Source organism: Burkholderia sp. BE12 (assembly GCF_002959955.1).
GTDB lineage: Bacteria > Pseudomonadota > Gammaproteobacteria > Burkholderiales > Burkholderiaceae > Burkholderia.
The window spans coordinates 41,907-55,873 of the sequence record NZ_PREY01000008.1; the positions used below are offsets into that span (position 1 = coordinate 41,907).

General features: G+C 65.2%; 11 protein-coding genes. 9 read left to right on the plus strand and 2 right to left on the minus strand.

The features are described 5' to 3' along the window. The first annotated feature begins 21 nt into the window (after nt 1–21). The 3 genes from aceE to lpdA all read left to right on the plus strand — a co-directional run bounded on the left by aceE (nt 22) and on the right by lpdA (nt 6,485). On the plus strand, nt 22–2,718 hold the full coding sequence (gene aceE, locus C4B30_RS10630) for a pyruvate dehydrogenase (acetyl-transferring), homodimeric type (RefSeq protein WP_027784872.1): 2,697 nt from the start codon (nt 22–24) through the stop codon (nt 2,716–2,718). A 68-nt stretch (nt 2,719–2,786) separates the two neighbouring features. Beyond that, nucleotides 2,787–4,436 carry a dihydrolipoyllysine-residue acetyltransferase gene (gene aceF / locus C4B30_RS10635; protein WP_027784871.1) on the plus strand — a complete coding sequence of 550 codons (1,650 nt, stop codon included), beginning with the start codon at nt 2,787–2,789 and terminating at the stop codon, nt 4,434–4,436. A 285-nt stretch (nt 4,437–4,721) separates the two neighbouring features. Beyond that, on the plus strand, nt 4,722–6,485 hold the full coding sequence (lpdA, locus tag C4B30_RS10645; RefSeq protein WP_027784870.1) for a dihydrolipoyl dehydrogenase: 1,764 nt from the start codon (nt 4,722–4,724) through the stop codon (nt 6,483–6,485). A 194-nt stretch (nt 6,486–6,679) separates the two neighbouring features. On the opposite strand, the gene C4B30_RS10650 is transcribed toward lpdA, so the two are convergent. Then, nucleotides 6,680–7,246 (minus strand): phasin family protein, encoded by a 567-nt coding sequence (locus tag C4B30_RS10650; RefSeq protein ID WP_006481973.1) that lies wholly within the window; start codon nt 7,244–7,246, stop codon nt 6,680–6,682. Nucleotides 7,247–7,901: 655 nt separating this feature from the next. Between C4B30_RS10650 and pbpG the strand changes: the two genes are divergently transcribed. Continuing rightward, nucleotides 7,902–9,068 (plus strand): D-alanyl-D-alanine endopeptidase, encoded by a 1,167-nt coding sequence (gene pbpG, locus C4B30_RS10655; protein ID WP_027784869.1) that lies wholly within the window; start codon nt 7,902–7,904, stop codon nt 9,066–9,068. Nucleotides 9,069–9,179: 111 nt separating this feature from the next. On the opposite strand, the gene C4B30_RS10660 is transcribed toward pbpG, so the two are convergent. Further along, on the minus strand, nt 9,180–9,989 hold the full coding sequence (locus tag C4B30_RS10660; RefSeq protein WP_027784868.1) for an IclR family transcriptional regulator: 810 nt from the start codon (nt 9,987–9,989) through the stop codon (nt 9,180–9,182). A 182-nt stretch (nt 9,990–10,171) separates the two neighbouring features. Here C4B30_RS10660 and C4B30_RS10670 point away from each other — a divergent pair, with 182 nt between their 5' ends. From C4B30_RS10670 to iscR, 5 genes are all read left to right on the plus strand, one after another. After that, nucleotides 10,172–10,894: a (Fe-S)-binding protein gene (locus tag C4B30_RS10670; RefSeq protein WP_027784867.1), complete on the plus strand. Its 723-nt coding sequence runs from the start codon at nt 10,172–10,174 to the stop codon at nt 10,892–10,894. A gap of 34 nt (nt 10,895–10,928) precedes the next feature. Continuing rightward, nucleotides 10,929–12,341, plus strand: a complete 1,413-nt coding sequence (locus C4B30_RS10675; RefSeq protein ID WP_027784866.1) for a lactate utilization protein B — start codon at nt 10,929–10,931, stop codon at nt 12,339–12,341. A gap of 128 nt (nt 12,342–12,469) precedes the next feature. After that, the gene (locus C4B30_RS10680; RefSeq protein WP_027784865.1) at nt 12,470–12,697 is read left to right on the plus strand and encodes a hypothetical protein; all 228 of its coding nucleotides are present in this window, start codon (nt 12,470–12,472) and stop codon (nt 12,695–12,697) included. Between the two features lie 101 nt (nt 12,698–12,798). Next, nucleotides 12,799–13,281: a low molecular weight protein-tyrosine-phosphatase gene (locus C4B30_RS10685; RefSeq protein ID WP_027784864.1), complete on the plus strand. Its 483-nt coding sequence runs from the start codon at nt 12,799–12,801 to the stop codon at nt 13,279–13,281. Nucleotides 13,282–13,395: 114 nt separating this feature from the next. Then, nucleotides 13,396–13,935 carry a Fe-S cluster assembly transcriptional regulator IscR gene (gene iscR / locus C4B30_RS10690; protein WP_006401955.1) on the plus strand — a complete coding sequence of 180 codons (540 nt, stop codon included), beginning with the start codon at nt 13,396–13,398 and terminating at the stop codon, nt 13,933–13,935. Nucleotides 13,936–13,967 lie beyond the last annotated feature (32 nt).

Consider the following 13,967-nt stretch of genomic DNA (forward strand, 5'->3'; position numbering starts at 1 on the left):
TCCAGGACCCAGGAGACGAGAATGTCCGCTGTACCGAACGAAGTGATGAAATATGTCGCCGCCGAACGTGACGACGACCCGCAAGAAACCGTCGAGTGGCTCGAGTCGCTCGATGGCGTGATCTCCTCCGTGGGCACCGGCCGTGCGCATTACCTGATCGAAAAGCAGATCGAATTCGCCCGCATGCACGGCGAACACCTGCCGTTCTCCGCCAATACCCCGTACATCAACACGATTCCGCTCGAAGCCCAGGCGAAGATTCCGGGCGACCAGGACATCGAGCACCGCATCCGTTCGTACACGCGCTGGAACGCGCTGGCGATGGTGCTGCGCGCAGGCAAGGACACCAACGTCGGCGGCCACATCGCGTCGTTCGCGTCGGCCGCGACGCTCTATGACGTCGGCTACAACCACTTCTGGCACGCGGCGTCCGACCAGCACGGCGGCGATCTCGTGTTCGTGCAGGGCCACTCGTCGCCGGGCGTATACTCGCGCGCGTTCCTGCTCGGCCGCCTGAAGGAAGAGCAGCTCGACAACTTCCGCCAGGAAGTCGACGGCAAGGGCATTTCGTCGTACCCGCACCCGTGGCTGATGCCGGACTTCTGGCAGTTCCCGACCGTGTCGATGGGTCTCGGCCCGATCATGGCGATCTACCAGGCACGCTTCATGAAGTACCTGGAGTCGCGCGGCATCGCGAAGACGGAAGGCCGCAAGGTATGGGCGTTCCTCGGCGACGGCGAGACGGACGAGCCGGAATCGCTCGGCGCGATCGGCATGGCGAGCCGCGAGAAGCTCGACAACCTCGTGTTCGTGATCAACTGCAACCTGCAGCGTCTCGACGGCCCGGTGCGCGGCAACGGCAAGATCATCCAGGAACTCGAATCGGAATTCCGCGGCGCCGGCTGGAACGTGATCAAGGTCATCTGGGGCAGCCGCTGGGATGCGCTGTTCGCCCGCGACAAGACGGGTGCGCTGATGCGCCGGATGATGGAATGCGTCGACGGCGAATACCAGACGTACAAGTCGGAGTCGGGCGCGTTCGTTCGCGAGCACTTCTTCAACACGCCTGAACTGAAGGCGCTCGTCGCCGACTGGTCGGACGACGACATCTGGGCGCTGAACCGCGGCGGCCACGATCCGCACAAGATCTACGCGGCGTTCCACGAAGCCACCAACACGAAGGGCGCGCCGACCGTCATCCTCGCGAAGACCATCAAGGGCTACGGGATGGGCGAGTCGGGCCAGGCGATGAACATCACGCACCAGCAGAAGAAGCTGCCGGTCGAGCAACTGAAGAAGTTCCGTGACCAGTTCCGCCTGCCGATCACCGACGAGCAGATCGCCGACGTGCCGTACCTGAAGTTCGAGGAAGGCTCGAAGGAACTCGAATACATGCGCCAGAAGCGCATGGACCTCGGCGGCTACCTGCCGCACCGCCGCGAGAAGGCGACGTCGCTGCCGGTGCCGGCGCTCGACGCGTTCGAGCCGCTGCTGAAGGGCACGGGCGAAGGCCGCGAGATCTCGACGACGATGTCGTTCGTGCGGATCCTGAACATCCTCCTGAAGGACAAGGCGCTCGGCAAGCGCATCGTGCCGATCGTCCCGGACGAATCGCGTACGTTCGGCATGGAAGGCCTGTTCCGCCAGATCGGTATCTGGAACCAGGAAGGCCAGAAGTACGTGCCGGAGGATTCCGACCAGCTGATGTTCTACAAGGAATCGCAGACGGGCCAGATCCTGCAGGAAGGCATCAACGAAGCGGGCGGCATGTGCGACTGGATCGCGGCGGCGACGTCGTATTCGACGCACGGCGAGATCATGGTGCCGTTCTACATCTTCTATTCGATGTTCGGCTTCCAGCGGATCGGCGACCTCGCATGGGCCGCGGGCGACATGCGTTCGCGCGGCTTCCTGCTGGGCGGCACGGCGGGCCGTACGACGCTGAACGGCGAAGGCCTGCAACACGAAGACGGTCACTCGCTGCTGTGGGCGGCATCGGTGCCGAACTGCGTGAGCTACGACCCGACGTTCGGCTATGAACTCGCGGTGATCGTCCAGGACGGCCTGCGCCGCATGGTGCAGGACCAGGAAGACGTGTACTACTACATCACGGTGATGAACGAGAACTACGAGCACCCGGCGATTCCGCAGGGCGAGCACGTGGCGGCCGACATCATCAAGGGCATGTACGCGTTCAAGAAGGCCGACGCCGACAAGAAGGCGCCGCGCGTCCAGCTGCTCGGCGCGGGCACGATCTTCAACGAAGTGATCGCGGCTGCCGACCTGCTGAAGAACGACTGGGGCGTCGCCGCCGACCTGTGGAGCGTGCCGAGCTTCACCGAGCTCGCGCGCGAAGGCCATCAGGTCGAGCGCTGGAACCTGCTCCATCCGACCGAGGAGCGTCGCCTGTCGCACGTGCAGAAGTGCCTGAAGGACACGCAGGGCCCGGTCATCGCATCGACCGACTACGTCCGTGCGCTGGTCGACCAGATCCGCGGCCAGATCGATCGCCGCTTCGTCGTGCTGGGCACCGACGGCTTCGGCCGTTCGGACACCCGCGAGAAACTGCGTCACTTCTTCGAGGTCGACCGTCACTGGGTCACCGTCGCCGCGCTCAACGCGCTGGCCGACGAAGGCACGATCGAGCGCAAGGTGGTCGCGGACGCGATCGCCAAGTACAACCTCGATCCGTCCAAGCCCAACCCGATGACCGTTTAACGCACACGCCGTGTGATGCCGCGCGCCGCTCCCGCGAGGAGCGCGCGCAGCCATGGAGACAGAAACAGATGAGTCAAGCGATCGAAGTGAAGGTGCCGGATATCGGCGATTACAAGGACGTGCCGGTCATCGAGATCGGCGTGAAGGTCGGCGATACGGTCGAGCCCGAGCAGTCGCTCGTCACGCTCGAGTCGGACAAGGCGACGATGGACGTGCCGAGCCCGGTGGGCGGCGTCGTGAAGGAAATCAAGGTCAAGGTCGGCGATTCCGTGTCGGAAGGTTCGCTGATCGTCCTGCTCGAAGGCGGCGCGGCCGCCCAGGCGAACGGCGCGGCTGCACCGGCCGCGGCTCCGGCTCCGGCTCCGGCCGCCGCTCCGGCACCGGCAGCAGCGCCGGCACCGGCCGCCGCGGCGCCCGCTGCCGCACCGGCAGCGTCCGGCGGCACGCTCGAAGTGAAGGTGCCCGACATCGGCGACTACAAGGACGTGCCGGTGATCGAGATCGGCGTGAAGGTCGGCGACACGGTCGAGAAGGAGCAGTCGCTCGTCACGCTCGAGTCGGACAAGGCGACGATGGACGTGCCGAGCCCGGCTGCCGGCGTCGTGAAGGACATCAAGGTGAAGGTGGGCGATTCGGTGTCGGAAGGCACGCTGATCGTGCTGCTCGAAGCCGCCGGCGCACCGGCTGCCGCTGCGCCGCAGGCCAGCGCACCGGCTCCGGCCGCGGCCGCTCCGGCGCCCGCCGCTGCACCCGCGAAGGCCGCGCCGGCACCGGCCGCCGCGCCGTCCGGCGAATACCGCGCCAGCCACGCATCGCCGTCGGTCCGCAAGTTCGCGCGTGAACTCGGCGTCGAAGTCTCGCGCGTGCAGGGCTCGGGTCCGAAGGGCCGCATCACGAAGGACGACGTCACGGGCTTCGTGAAGGGCGTGATGACGGGCCAGCGTGCGGCACCGGCCGCGGCAGCCGCACCGGCAGGCGGCGGCGAGCTGAACCTGCTGCCGTGGCCGAAGGTCGACTTCTCGAAGTTCGGCCCGTTCGAGGCGAAGCCGCTGTCGCGCATCAAGAAGATCTCGGGCGCGAACCTGCATCGCAACTGGGTGATGATCCCGCACGTCACGAACAACGACGAAGCGGACATCACCGAGCTCGAAGCGCTGCGCGTCCAGTTGAACAAGGAACACGAAAAGGCGGGCGTGAAGTTCACGATGCTCGCGTTCGTGATCAAGGCGGTCGTCGCCGCGCTGAAGAAATTCCCGACCTTCAACGCGAGCCTCGACGGCGACAACCTCGTGTTCAAGCAGTACTTCCACGTCGGTTTCGCGGCCGATACGCCGAACGGCCTCGTCGTGCCGGTGATTCGCGATGCGGACAAGAAGGGCCTCGTCGACATCGCGAAGGAAATGAGCGACCTGTCGAAGGCCGCGCGCGAAGGCAAGCTGAAGCCGGACCAGATGCAGGGCGGCTGCTTCTCGATTTCGTCGCTCGGCGGGATCGGCGGGACGAACTTCACACCGATCATCAACGCGCCGGAAGTGGCGATCCTCGGGTTGTCGCGCGGCCAGATGAAGCCGGTGTGGGACGGCAAGCAGTTCGTGCCGCGGCTCATGCTGCCGCTGTCGCTGTCGTATGACCATCGCGTCATCGATGGCGCCGAAGCCGCGCGTTTCAATGCGTATCTCGGGGCGTTGCTCGGGGATTTCCGTCGCATCATTCTTTGATGAGCGGGGTGGGGCTCGCGGGGGCGTGGTTTGGTTTTTGTTGTTGTTCTCCACGCCGTCGTCGTCGTTGAACCTGTTGTGCTAACGGTCTATTAGCGTCGCCCCTGCGCGGGGCGGCGGTCACTTTTCTTTGTCTTCCAAAGAAAAGTAACCAAAAGAAAGGCGCGTCCTTGGGCGGACGGCAAAGGTGGTCCTGCCCAAGCTCGCGGTCTTTCGCCGGCCGTCGTCAGGTTCTCTCGCGGGTTCCTCCCCCTCTGTCTGCAGTCAATCAAGAAGGGGACAGTCATGAGTCTCATCGAAGTCAAGGTTCCGGATATCGGCGATTTCAGCGGCGTCGATGTCATCGAAGTCAACGTCAAACCCGGCGACGTGATCGAAAAAGAGCAAACGCTCATCACGCTCGAATCCGATAAAGCCTCCATGGAAGTGCCCAGCGACGTCGCCGGCACCGTCAAGGAAGTCAAGGTCAAAGCCGGCGAGAAAGTCTCGCAAGGCACCATCATCGCCATCGTCGAAGCCTCGGCAGGCGCAGCCGCACCCGCACCCGCGAAAGCGCCCGAAGCGCCGAAGGCTGCGCCGGCTCCGGCCGCGGCCGCTCCGGCACCCGCGCCGCAAGCCGGCAGCTATGGCGGCGCCGCCGACATCGAGTGCGACATGCTCGTGCTCGGCGCCGGCCCCGGCGGCTACTCGGCTGCGTTCCGCGCAGCCGATCTCGGCATGAAGACCGTGCTCGTCGAACGCTATTCGACGCTCGGCGGCGTGTGCCTGAACGTCGGCTGCATCCCGTCGAAAGCGCTGCTGCACACGGCGCTCGTGATCGACGAAGCCGCGGCGCTCGCGTCGCACGGCATCTCGTTCGGCAAGCCGGAGGTCGATCTCGACAAGCTGCGCGACTTCAAGGGCGGCGTCGTCAAGAAGCTGACGACGGGCCTCGCCGGCATGGCGAAGGCACGCAAGGTTGAAGTCGTCACGGGCGTCGGTGCATTCGTCGATCCGTATCACATGGAAGTGCAGGGCGAAAACGGCAAGAAGGTCGTCAAGTTCAAGCAGGCGATCATCGCCGCGGGCTCGCAGGCCGTGAAGCTGCCGTTCATGCCGGAAGATCCGCGTGTCGTCGATTCGACGGGCGCGCTCGAACTGCGCCAGCTGCCCAAACGCATGCTCGTGATCGGCGGCGGCATCATCGGCCTCGAAATGGCGACGGTGTACGCGACGCTCGGCGCCGAGATCGACGTCGTCGAAATGATGGACGGCCTGATGATGGGCGCCGACCGCGATCTCGTGAAGGTCTGGGAAAAGTACAACGCGAAGCGCTTCGGCAACGTGATGCTGAAGACCAAGACGGTCGGCGCGGAAGCGAAGGAAGACGGCATCTACGTGAAGTTCGAGGGCGAGAAGGCGCCCGCGGAAGCGCAGCGCTACGACCTCGTGCTGGTCGCGGTGGGCCGCAGCCCGAACGGCAAGAAGATCGGTGCCGACAAGGCCGGCGTCGCGGTCACGGATCGCGGCTTCATCGACGTCGACAAGCAGATGCGCACGAACGTGCCGCACATCTTCGCGATCGGCGATATCGTCGGCCAGCCGATGCTCGCGCACAAGGCCGTGCATGAAGGCCACGTCGCCGCGGAAGCCGCGCACGGCGAAAAGGCGTACTTCGACGCACTGCAGATCCCGTCGGTGGCCTACACCGATCCGGAAGTGGCGTGGGCCGGCAAGACCGAAGACCAGTGCAAGGCCGAGGGCATCAAGTACGGCAAGGCCGTGTTCCCGTGGGCCGCTTCGGGCCGCGCGATCGCGAACGGCCGCGACGAAGGCTTCACGAAGCTGATCTTCGACGAGGAAACCCATCGCGTGATCGGTGGGGCCATCGTCGGCCTGAACGCGGGCGACCTGATCAGCGAAGTGTGCCTCGCCGTGGAGATGGGCGCGGACGCGGAAGACATCGGCAAGACGATCCATCCGCACCCGACGCTCGGCGAATCGGTCGGCATGGCCGCCGAGCTGTACGAAGGCGTCTGTACCGACTTGCCGCCGCAGCGCAAGAAGTAACGCGATCGGCCCGGCACCCCAAGTGCCGGCCAAAAAAAACGCCGCCGCCCGGGCAAACCGGGCGGCGGCGTTTTTTTTGCGCGGCGTGCGACAGGCGATCGATCGGAACGGGCGGTTTGCTGCTCCCGCGCGCGTTCTTGCGCCAGAAACGAAAAAGCCGCGCTGGGCGCGGCTCTTTCAGGAGCAGGGGACGCTTACGCGGCCGGCTTGCTCGAACGACGTGCGGCAGCGGCGGTTGCAGCCTTCGTTGCGACGGCAGCAGCAGCGTTGAAGTTCGTTTCGGCGATTTCGACGGCTTGCTTCGTGGCCTTCTGAACCGTTTCGTACGTGGTGTTCGCAGCGTTCAGTGCCGACTTCAGTGCGGCGACAGCCGTTTCCGAACCGGCCGGGGCGTTCTTCGCGACGTTGTCGACGAGTGCCTGGACCTTCTTGTTCTGCTCTTCGAACTGCGCTTCGGCAACCTTCGCGAACTCGGCTTGCGTCGACGATGCGATTTCGTACAGGTGACGGCCGTACGACAGCACCTTTTCCGCGACCGGCTGCGACAGGCTCGCTTGCAGCGCGATCAGTTCCTGCGCGTCCTTCACCGACAGCAGACGCTGTGCGTTTTCCTGGCCCTCGGCCAGCGTCGACTTCACGACCTGAAGGTTGAGTTCGATCAGCTTTTCGACGCCTTCGAACGCCTTGGTCGTCAGACCGAACAGGCTTTCGAGGTTGGCTTTTTGGGCGGCGGCGATTTGCTCGGGGGTCAGCAAGGACATGTCAAGCTCCTGAAAAGCGATCACGTCGATCGCAGAAATAAAGGGCACTACACTGGGGAACTTCGGCGCCGCGTGCTTTGTGCAACGCAGCAATGAGGCCTATTTTAGGGCAGAGAAAACGGATGTCAAGTATTTTTTGTGCGTTGCACAATCACGACAAATTATCGATAAAACAACGAGTTATCGCGGTCGTCCGGAATCGGTTTCAGGCACGTTCCCACATGGTGCGCACGGCGGCGGGGCAAGCGCGCCGCACCATGATCATGCGCAGGTAAACCTGACAGGCCCATGGAACGTTATCCTTCTGTTCCTGTCGAAAAACGCGCCGTTTCGATGCGCGTGCCGTGGCGACGTGCCGCCGCCACGGGTCGAGGCCGGCGCCTTTGGCATGCCGAGCACCGGATACGTACTTTCCCCGCTTTAAATCGTCTCCGAAGTGACGTTATCTCAATTAACCGTGTGTAATCGGGAGACGGGCGCTGTCGGGCAGGGCATCCCATGGATTTTTTCAATGGGTGCGCAAGGGTCGATTGGCCGGAGGTTGGCCGACTCTTACATTCCGGTTTAAAGACGATCGGTAAGTGCCTAATATTGCTCTTTTTTTCAGCTTTAACTACACTTGCGGAAACCTCCCGCCCGCTTTGTCCAGACCCCAATGAAAGCCGAATCGTTTTCACCGCGCAGATTGTTGCAGAGCATGACGCTCGGCACGGCTGTGTCGGTCGCAGTCGCGTTGCTCGCGACCACCGCGTCCGTCACGCCTGCTGACGCCTTCGCCGCCACTGCGAAGACCCAAGCCGCCAAGAAAAAAGCCGTCGCTCCTGCTTCGTCAGCGAAGAAGAAGTCGGCCAAGGCGAGCTCCGACAACTCCGCGAAGGTCGCCGCGGCCGATGCGCCGCGCGCGAAAGCGTCGCGAAAGCGCATGACGCTCGCGGCGAACGGCGTGCATGGCGGCCATCGCGGCGCGGTGCGCAAGGTCGCGTTCCAGCCGCGCCGTCCGACGGTCGGCCAGGCATTCGGCCTGCACGACACGCCCGACGCGCTCGCGCTGCGCTCCAGCGTCGCGTACGTCGTCGACCAGAATTCCGGCGAGCCGCTGTTCGACAAGAATTCGCACGCGGTCGTGCCGATCGCGTCGATCTCGAAGCTGATGACGGCCATGGTCGTGCTCGACTCGAAGTCGCCGATGACCGACCCGCTCGAAGTCACCGACGAAGACCGCGACTACGAGAAGGGCACGGGCTCGCGCCTGTCGGTCGGCTCGGTATTGTCGCGCGAGGACATGCTGCACATCGCGCTGATGGCGTCGGAAAACCGCGCGGCCGCCGCGCTGTCGCGTTACTACCCGGGTGGCCGTCCGGCGTTCATCGCGGCGATGAACGCGAAGGCGAAGTCGCTCGGCATGACCGATACGCACTTTGAGAATTCGACCGGCCTGTCGAGCTCGAACGTGTCGAGCGCGCGCGACCTCGTGAAGATGGTCAATGCGGCGTACCAGTACCCGATGATCCGCCAGTTCTCGACCGATCGCACCTACGAGGTGTACACGGGCAAGCGTAACCTGGTCTACAACAGCACCAACGCGCTGATCCGCGGCAACGGCTCGTGGGACATCGGCCTGCAGAAGACGGGCTTCATCAACGAAGCGGGCGAATGCCTCGTGATGCAGGCAACGATCCACGGCCGGCCGATGGTGATGGTGCTGCTCGATTCGTTCGGCAAGTATTCGCGCTTCGCCGACGCATCGCGCCTGCGCAACTGGCTCGATGCCGGCGGCGGCGAGCGCCTGACGGCGGCCAACACGCCGAGCGGCGGTACCTGATCGTGTGCGGCGGTTCGCCGCCGTACCGGTCGCCGCAAAGAAAAAGCCCCGCAATCGCGGGGCTTTTTTCGTCCGGCGGAACCGGAGTCGGAACCGGGCCGATGGCGCGGCTTACGCCTGCCGCTGCAACCCGTCCACGTCCTTCACGGGCGCCGGCCGGTAGCCCAGCGATTCCGAGATGGTGAGCGCCGTCCGGCTCAACTGGCCGAGCCACGCATCCTGCAGGCGGTCGGCCGGTGCCGACAGCGACAGGCCCGCGACGAGCTTGCCCGAATCGTCGTAGATGCCGGCGGCGATACAGCGCACGCCGAGTTCGAGTTCCTCGTTGTCGCGCGCGCACGATTGCTGGCGGACGAGGGTCAGTTCGCGCTCGAGCTTCGAGATCTCGGTAATGCTGTTCTGGGTATGGCCGGACAGCCCCGTGCGCGTCGCATAGGCACGCACACGCGACGTTTCGTCGGCCGCGAGGAACAGCTTGCCGACCGACGTGAGGTGCAGCGGGGCGCGGCCGCCGATCGCGCGAACGACCTGCATCCCCGAGCGCTCCGAGTACGCACGCTCGATGTAGACGATCTCGTCGCCCTGGCGCACCGACAGGTTCACGGTCTGCCCGGTGAGGCGGTGCAACTCGCGCATCGGCATCAGCGCCGCGTCGCGCACCGACAGGCGGGCCTTCACGAGATTGCCGAGCTCGAGCAGCCGCATACCGAGGCGGTAGGTACCGGGGTCGGAGCGGTCGACGAGACGGCAGGTCACCATGTCGTTGAGGATGCGATGGGCGGTCGACGGGTGCAGCTCCGTGCGCTGCGCAAGTTCCTTCAGGCTGACCGGGTCACTGTGCGCGGCGAGCGCGTCCAGCAACCGCATCATGCGTTCGATCACCTGGATCGACGTTTTTGAATCCGGGTTGGGTTGGCTCATGTCGGGGGAGGAATCGGTTGACGCGTCAAGCGGTGTTGAACCGATTGTATCTCGTATTGTGAAAAAAGCGAACGCCGTTCGAGGAAGTTCTCGCTTCGCGCACCGGGGCTTGCGCGCGCGCCGGCGTTGGTCTTGCTGGCCAAACGTCGGATAATGAGGGCCGTTTTCTCGAAGGAGCACGTATGCGAGTCGGTTTGTTCGTGACCTGCCTGGTCGACCTGATGCGCCCCGAAATCGGTTTTTCGGCGCTCAAGCTGATTCGCGACGCCGGCTACGAGGTGATCGTGCCGCCCACGCAGACCTGCTGCGGCCAGCCGGCCTACAACTCGGGCGACCGCGCGCTCGCGCGCGACCTCGCTGAAAAGACGCTGCGCGAGTTCGAGCAGTTCGATTACGTCGTCGCGCCGTCGGGTTCGTGCGGCGGGATGATCCGCACGCACTACGGCGACCTGTTCCGCGACGATCCCGAGCTGATGGGGCGCTACACGCGGTTCCAGCAGAAAGTCCACGAGCTGACCGATTTCCTTGCCAACGTCGCGAAGGTGTCGCTCGCGCCGGGCGAATTCGCCGGGCCGGTCACCTATCACGACGCGTGCTCGGGCCTGCGCGAGCTCGGCGTGAAGGCGCAGCCGCGCGCGCTGCTCGCGCAGCGCGGCGTCGCGGTGACCGAGATGAAGGACTGCGAGCATTGCTGCGGCTTCGGCGGTACGTTCGCGGTCAAGTACGGCGACATCTCGGCGGCCATCGCGGACGAGAAATGCGCGAACGTGCGCGCGTCCGGCGCGGGCGCCGTCGTGCTCGGCGATCTCGGCTGCATGCTGAACATCGAAGGGCGGTTGCGCCGCACCGGCGACCGCGACACGCGCGTGCTGCACGTCGCGCAGGTGCTGGCGGGCGACGTCTGACGCCCGGTTCCGCTCACTTTTCCCCGATACCGCGATGCAAGTCCAATCGATGCATTTCAAGGCGCGCGCCGGCCAGAAGCTGGCCGACGAGCGCCTGCAGCAGAACCTGAAGAAGCTGTCGACGAAGTTCGTGTCCGCGCGCGCCGATGCGATGACCATGATCGACTTCCCGGCCACGCGCGCCGCGCTCAAGGCGCGCCGCAACCGTGCGCTGGAGAATCTCGACGTGTGGCTCGAGGCGTTCGAGCGTGAGGCGACGCGGCGCGGCACGACGGTGCTGTTCGCCGAAACGACCGCGGACGCCGCGCGGCTCGTGGCCGACATCGCGCGCCGGCACGGCGTGAAGAAGGTCATCAAGACCAAGTCGATGGTGTCGGAGGAAATGCGCCTGAACGCGGTGCTCGCCGAGATGGGCGTGCAGTCGATCGAGACGGACCTCGGCGAATACATCCTGCAGATCAACGACAACGAGCCGCCCAGCCACATCATTGCGCCCGTCGTGCACAAGGACAAGGACGAGATCGCCGACCTGTTCGCGCGTACGCACCGGCGCGAGCGGCTCACCGAGATTCCGGACATGACGCGCGAGGCGCGCGAGGTGCTGCGCCCGCATTTCATGTCGGCCGACATGGGCGTGACGGGCGGCAACTTCGTGATCGCGGAAACGGGCTCGGTCGCGCTCGTGACGAACGAAGGGAACGAGGGCATGTGCACGGTCATGCCGCGCGTGCATGTCGCGGTGACGGGCATCGAGAAGGTGCTGCCGACGCTCGAGGATCTCGCGACCGCGATGCGTCTGCTGCCGCGCTCCGCGACGGGGCAGAAGACGTCGAACTATTTCTCGCTGCTGAGCGGGCCGCGCGGGCAGGGCGACGAGGACGGCCCCGAACACAACTACGTGGTGCTCGTCGACGGCGGCCGCACCGGCCTGATCGGCGGCGAATTCCAGGAGATGCTGCGCTGCATCCGCTGCGGCGCGTGCATGAACCATTGCCCGGTGTACCAGAAGGTCGGCGGTCATGCGTACGGCTGGGTCTATCCGGGCCCGATGGGATCGGTGCTGACGCCGAGCTACGTCGGACTCGACCGCACGCTCGACCTGCCGCAGGCCGCGACGCTGTGCGGCGAATGCGACAGCGTATGTCCGGCCGGGATTCCGTTGTCGCACCTGCTGCGCACGCTGCGCGAGAAGCAGGTCGAGCGCCACCTGCGGCCCTGGCGCGAGCGCGCAGGGCTCGCCGTGTGGGGCTTCTTCGCACGGCGGCCGATGCTGTATGCGCTGACGACGAAGCTCGCGGTGCGCGTCCTCGAGCGGCTGGGCGGCAACGCCGGCACGCTGCGGCGCCTGCCGATGATGGGCGGCTGGATGGATACGCGCGACATGCCGACGCCGACCGGGCGCACGTTCCGCGAGCTGTACGCGGCGTCGCAAAGCCATCTCGGCTGACACTGTTCAGCGGGCAGCAACAGTGCGTTCGCTATTTGCATATTTATCTCGATAGATGCGACCTATAGAATCTCGTCTGTAGTCCCCGGAATTGGGTTTCGGGGTACGAGGTCAAGGAGGTCCGCATCATGAAAAAGACAATATCGATGTACTGGCCGCTGGCAATCGTGGTCCCGCTGGCAGCGGTTGCCTATCTGCATGCGATGGCCGGTGCGCCGTCGCGCGGCCCACTCGAGGTTCACCAGGCGTCCGCCGAACTGGCGCGCGCGGTGTCGTTCGGGCTGGTCGGCGACGCGGCGCAGCCGCTGCCGGCAGCATCCGGCGACATTGTGCTCGCTGCGCCGAAGGCGCTGTGAGGCATGGCGCCGTCGCTTCGCGCGGCGGCGCGATTTAGGCCCCCTTTGTATAATGGCGTGTTCTTCACCCACGCGGCTCGCCGCGGCTTTCCGATAGTGCGATGACCCGCGTTGCGATCTGTTTCGTCTGTCTCGGCAACATCTGCCGTTCGCCCACCGCGGAGGGCGTGATGCGCCACCAGGTCGACGCGGCCGCGCTGGCCGACCGGATCGCGATCGATTCGGCCGGCACCGGCGACTGGCACGTGGGCGAGCCGCCCGATACGCGTGCGCAGGCGGCGGCCCGTAGCCGCGGCTACGATCTGTCGGCGTTGCGCGCGCGACAGGTGAGCGCGGCGGATTTCGAGCAGTTCGACTTGCTGCTCGCGATGGACGAAGCGAATCTCGCCGAACTGCGCCGCCGTTGTCCGCCGCAGCATCGCGACAAGGTGCGCCTGCTGATGGAATTCGCACCTGGCGCGACCGAAACCGAAGTGGCCGACCCCTATTTCGGCGGCGCGCAGGGCTTCGAGCAGGTGCTCGACCAGGTCGAGCGCGCATGCGCGGGGCTGCTGGAGACGCTGCGCGCACGCACGGCGCGCTGACCGGGCGGTATTCAGCGGTCTGCGAATACCCTTTCAAAGACATGGATACTTGACTAAAAACGTCAAATATTTATACTTGACCAAAATCGTCAAGATTGCAGTCCCCTAGACACCATGAGACTCACCACCAAAGGCCGTTTCGCCGTCACGGCGATGATTGACTTGGCACTGCGCCAGGAGCAGGGCCCGGTGACGCTTGCAGGCATCAGCCAGCGCCAGCGGATTTCGCTCTCGTATCTCGAACAGCTGTTCGGCAAGCTGCGCAGGCATGAAATCGTCGAATCCGTGCGCGGCCCGGGCGGCGGCTACAACCTCGCGCGTCGCGCGCAGGATGTCACCGTTGCCGACATCATCATCGCGGTCGATGAACCGCTTGACGCCACGCAGTGCGGCGGCAAAGGCACGTGCGACGGCTCGAAGCAGCCCGACGGCCATTGCATGACGCACGAGCTGTGGTCGACGCTGAACCAGAAGATGGTCGAATACCTCGATTCGGTGTCGCTGCAGGATCTCGTCGATCAGCAGCGCGCACGCGAGGGCGCCCCGGCGGTGCTGCGCGACCGTCGCGCGCCGGAGCCCGTCGCCGCACCGGCCGAGCCCGTGCGCACGATGCCGCTCGGCCCCAATTCGGTGTTCAACATCGCGAGTTCGTGAGCGCGAAGGCGCCCGCCATACCCCATAACGCA

Coding starts and splice junctions, on each gene's coding strand:
- aceE (WP_027784872.1), top strand. CDS start 22: ATGTCCGCTGTACCGAACGAAGTGATGAAATATGTCGCCGCCGAACGT.
- aceF (WP_027784871.1), top strand. CDS start 2,787: ATGAGTCAAGCGATCGAAGTGAAGGTGCCGGATATCGGCGATTACAAG.
- lpdA (WP_027784870.1), top strand. CDS start 4,722: ATGAGTCTCATCGAAGTCAAGGTTCCGGATATCGGCGATTTCAGCGGC.
- C4B30_RS10650 (WP_006481973.1), bottom strand. CDS start 7,246: ATGTCCTTGCTGACCCCCGAGCAAATCGCCGCCGCCCAAAAAGCCAAC.
- pbpG (WP_027784869.1), top strand. CDS start 7,902: ATGAAAGCCGAATCGTTTTCACCGCGCAGATTGTTGCAGAGCATGACG.
- C4B30_RS10660 (WP_027784868.1), bottom strand. CDS start 9,989: ATGAGCCAACCCAACCCGGATTCAAAAACGTCGATCCAGGTGATCGAA.
- C4B30_RS10670 (WP_027784867.1), top strand. CDS start 10,172: ATGCGAGTCGGTTTGTTCGTGACCTGCCTGGTCGACCTGATGCGCCCC.
- C4B30_RS10675 (WP_027784866.1), top strand. CDS start 10,929: ATGCAAGTCCAATCGATGCATTTCAAGGCGCGCGCCGGCCAGAAGCTG.
- C4B30_RS10680 (WP_027784865.1), top strand. CDS start 12,470: ATGAAAAAGACAATATCGATGTACTGGCCGCTGGCAATCGTGGTCCCG.
- C4B30_RS10685 (WP_027784864.1), top strand. CDS start 12,799: ATGACCCGCGTTGCGATCTGTTTCGTCTGTCTCGGCAACATCTGCCGT.
- iscR (WP_006401955.1), top strand. CDS start 13,396: ATGAGACTCACCACCAAAGGCCGTTTCGCCGTCACGGCGATGATTGAC.